The 4,271-nt window shown below is 68.8% G+C and carries 3 protein-coding genes; 1 reads left to right on the top strand and 2 read right to left on the bottom strand.

What is annotated here, in order from left to right; all coding sequences use genetic code 11:
• Window positions 1–50: 50 nt before the first annotated feature.
• Both ACFDTH_RS17650 and ACFDTH_RS17655 read right to left on the bottom strand, forming a co-directional pair.
• Window positions 51–434, bottom strand: coding sequence for a VOC family protein (locus tag ACFDTH_RS17650; protein WP_375288861.1), 384 nt, complete (start codon window positions 432–434; stop codon window positions 51–53).
• Window positions 435–446: 12 nt separating this feature from the next.
• A complete protein-coding gene (locus tag ACFDTH_RS17655; RefSeq protein WP_375288862.1) occupies window positions 447–3,191 on the bottom strand; it encodes a [protein-PII] uridylyltransferase in 2,745 nt (914 codons plus the stop codon).
• A gap of 100 nt (window positions 3,192–3,291) precedes the next feature.
• Here ACFDTH_RS17655 and ACFDTH_RS17660 point away from each other — a divergent pair.
• Window positions 3,292–4,271, top strand: a 980-nt coding sequence (locus tag ACFDTH_RS17660) for a cation:dicarboxylate symporter family transporter (protein ID WP_375288863.1), incomplete at its 3' end; no start/stop codon positions are given.

The following is a 4,271-nucleotide window of genomic DNA, read 5'->3' on the forward strand; positions in this document are numbered from 1 at the left end:
CGCCCCTCCACCGCCTTCGGCGGTCCCCCTCCCCACTGCGTGGGGAGGATTCAGGACGCCGGCATTTCCCACAGCTCGATCGCGTTGCCCTCGGGGTCATGAATGCGCGCGAACCGTCCCACCTCGGGCGAGTCCCATTCCGCGCGCGTCTCCACCGCTATCCCCGCCGCGCGCAGCCGTTCCAGCAGCGCGTCCAGCTCGGACACGCGCAGGTTGAGCATGTATTGCTTGTCCGCGGCGAAATAGTCGGTGGTCGCCTTGAACGGCGCGAACACCACCGGGCCCTCGCTGACCCGCCAGCTCCACGGCTCCGGCGCGCCGCCGCCGGTCGAGTCGCAGCCGTTGCCGACGCCCAGATGCTCGACATACCATGCCGACAAGGCTTCCGGGTCCTGCGCCCGGAAGAACAATCCGCCAATCCCCAGTACCGGCATCCTCTCGCCTCCTTATGCCGCCAGCTCCAGTTCCCGGCCCGCCGCCGCGTCGAGCAGCCGTTTCTCCATCGCCCGGAGCTTGGTGGTGCTGGCGATCTTATCGCCCATCAGGTCGGTCAGATAAAAGGTGTCCACCGCGCGCTCGCCATAGGTGGCCACGTGCGCCGAATGGATGGTGACCTTCGATTGGAACAGCGCATGCGCCAGCTGGCTCAGCAGCGCCGGACGGTCGCGGGCATTGACCTCGACGACGGTGAAGCGGTTGGAGGCCTTGTTCTCGACGAGCACATTGGGTTCGATGGTGAACGCTTCCGAGCGTGCCCGCGGCAGCGGCTTGGCCTGGAGCCGGTCGGCCAGCCGCACCCGGTTCGCCAGCGCGTCGCCGATCGCGACGCGCAGCCGCTCCAGCTGGCCCTCCTCGGCGAACATCCGGCCGAGCGGGTCCTGCACCAGGAAATTGTCCAGCGCCATGCCGTCGCGGGTGGTGTGGATGCGCGCGTCGATGATGTTGCCACCCGCCAGATGGATCGCGCCGGCGATCCGGTAGAAGATGCCGGGATGGTCGGCGGCATGCACCGTCACCAGGGTCGCGCCGCGCTCGGGATAGGGCTGCGCCTCCACCGATAGCGGCGCGCCTGCGGCGGCATCCACCAGCCGAGCGTTGCGCAGCAGCACGTCCTCGGGTTCCGCGATCCAATAGGTCTCGGGCAGGCGGCGGACGTAGGCGTCGAACCGGACGGCGTCCCAGCCGGTTGCCTCGGCCAGCCGTTCCTGCTTGGCGGCGATCCGCTCCTCGCGGCCCTTCTGCTTGTGCCCCAGCCGCAGCACCTCCTCGGCCGCCTCAAACAGGTCGCCGAGCAATTGGCGCTTCCACCCGTTCCAGGTGCCCGGCCCGACCGCGCGGATATCGACGATGGTGAGCACCAGCAGCAGCCGCAGTCGCTCCGGGCTCTGCACCGCGGCGGTGAAGTCGAGGATGGTCTTGAAGTCGGCAAGGTCGCGCTTGAACGCGGTCGCCGACATCAGGAGGTGCCAGCGCACCAGCCAGCTGACCGTCTCGGTTTCCGCCCGCGTCAGGCCGAAGCGCGGACACAGGCGCAGCGCCACCTCGGCGCCCAGCACCGAATGGTCGCCGCCGCGCCCCTTGGCGATGTCGTGCAACAGCACCGCGACGTAAAGCGCCCGGCGCGAGACGATCTGCGGCAGGATCGCGGTGGCGAGCGGGTGGTCGGCGGCCAGCGCGCCTTGCTCGATCCGGGCGAGCAGGCCGATCGCGCGGATGGTGTGCTCGTCCACCGTGTAATGGTGGTACATGTCGAACTGCATCTGCGCGACGACGCGGCCGAAGTCCGGCACGAAGCGGCCGAGCACCCCGGCCTCGTTCATCCAGCGCAGCACCAGCTCGGGATCGCGCGGGCTGGTCAGCACGTCGAGGAACAGCGCGTTGGCGCGCGCGTCGGTGCGGATCGAGTCGGCGAGCCGTGCGTCGCGGGTGGCGGCACGCATCGCCAGCGGGTGAATCTCCACGCCGTGCAGGTCGGCAAGCTGGAACAGCTCGATCAGCCGCACCGGCTCCGCCCGGAGATAGTCGTCGTCGGGCAGTGCCAGCCGGCCGCGATCGAGCACGAACCCGTTCAGCCGGCGCGGCCGGCGACGGATGCCGGGCAGGCCGAAACGGCGGCCGCGGGCGGCGAATTGCTCGTCCAGATGCGCCAGGAACACTCCGGTCAGCGCGCCCACCGTCTTCACCTGGAGGAAGTAGAATTGCATGAACCGCTCGACCCGCGACTTGCCGGGCCGGTCGGAGAAGCGCATCCGCTCGGCGATCTCGCGCTGATAGTCGAAGGTCAGCCGCTCCTCGGCGCGCCCGGCCAGCAGGTGCAGGTGGCAGCGCACCGCCCAGAGGAACGCGTCGGCGCGATGGAACAGCCGGTATTCGGCTCGGCTGAAGAAGCCCTTCTCGACCAGCTGCGCCGCGCGCTCGACATCGTGGACGTATTTGCCGATCCAGAACAGGGTATGGAGGTCGCGCAGGCCCCCCTTCCCCTCCTTCACATTGGGCTCGACCACATATCGGGAATCGCCCATCTTGACGTGGCGCGCGTCGCGCTCGGCAAGCTTGTCGGCGATGAATTGCCGTTCGGTGCCTTGGCGCACCTCGGTGTCGAACCGCCTGGCCGTCTCGCCGTGCAGGTCCACGTCGCCGCAGACATAGCGGCTTTCCAGCAGCGCGGTGCGGATGGTCACGTCCGCGCGCGCCTGGCGCACCATCTCGTCCACCGAGCGGCTGGAATGGCCCACCTTCAGCCCCAGGTCCCAGAGCGAATACAGGATCGTCTCGATCACCTGCTCGGACCAGGGGGTCTGTTTCCAAGGCGTCAGGAAGGCGATGTCGACGTCGGAGAAGGGCGCCATCTCGCCGCGGCCATAGCCCCCCACCGCCAGCACGGTCAGCCGTTCGGCGCCTGTCGGATTGGCATTGGGGTGGATGCGCGTGGTGGCGAGATCGAACAGCACCCGCAGGATCTGGTCGGTCAGATAGGCCTGGCCGGCGGCGGCCTCCAGCCCGCGCGACGGATGCTCCATCAGCCGCCGCGCCACCTCGGCGCGCCCGGCCTCCAGCGCCGCCTTGAGCTCGGCGGTGGCGGCAAGGCGCAGCGCGGTGCCCGATTGCGGCAGCGCCGCGATCCGATCGGCGAGCGCGCGCCGATCGACGATCGCGCGGCGGTTGGAGAGCGTGTCGAAGCGGCCGGCCATGGTGTGCGAGATAGGCGAGCGCCGCGCGGAGTGCGACGGTTCTTTCGCCCACCGGCTGGAGGCGGGTGGATCGGTGATGCGCTTCCGTTAGGAAGAACAGATGCTTCCGCCAACCACCCCTGCCGACACCACCCCGCGCCCCTGGTACACCCACCTCTACCTCCAGGTGCTGATCGCCATCGCCGCGGGCGTCGCCATCGGGCATTTCGCGCCCGCCACCGGCGCCGCGCTCAAGCCACTCGGCGACGCCTTCATCAAGCTGGTGAAGATGATCATCGCACCGGTGATCTTCCTGACCATCGTCACCGGCATCGCCGGCATGCGCGATCTCGCCGCGGTCGGCCGGATCGCCGCCAAGGCCTTCGCCTATTTCCTCACCTTCTCCACTTTGGCCCTGTTCGTCGGCCTCCTCGTCGCCAATGTCGTGCGGCCCGGCGCGGGGCTGAACATCGATCCGTCCACGCTCCAGTCGGGCGCGGTGGCCGATTACGCCGCCAAGGCGCATGAGACTTCGCTCACCGGCTTCCTGCTGTCGGTGATCCCCGACACCTTCGTCTCGGCGCTCACCGCGGGCAACATCCTCCAGACCCTGTTCGTCGCCATCCTGTTCGGCATCGCTTTGGTGCTGATCGGCGAGCGTGGCGAGAAGGTTTTGGGCGCGCTGGAGGGGATCTCGGCCGCCATGTTCAAGGTGGTCTCCATCCTGATGCGCGCCGCCCCCATCGGTGCGTTCGGCGCGATGGCGTTCACTATCGGCGCCTATGGCATCGGCACGCTCGCCAATCTCGCGGTGCTGGTCGTCACCTTCTACGCCACCTCGCTGCTGTTCGTGCTCGGCGTGCTGGGGGTCGTCGGCTGGGCCTGCGGCTTCTCGATCCTTCGCCTGATCGCCTATCTGAAGGGCGAGCTGCTGCTGGTGCTCGGCACCTCCTCGTCCGAGAGCGCGCTGCCGTCGCTGATCGAGAAGATGGAGGCGGCGGGCTGCCCCAAGTCGGTGGTCGGCCTGGTGGTCCCCACCGGCTATTCGTTCAACCTCGACGGCACCAACATCTACATGACGCTGGCGGCGCTGTTCATCGC

Origin of the sequence: Sphingomonas sp. (assembly GCF_042096255.1) — a bacterium.
Lineage (GTDB): Bacteria > Pseudomonadota > Alphaproteobacteria > Sphingomonadales > Sphingomonadaceae > Sphingomonas.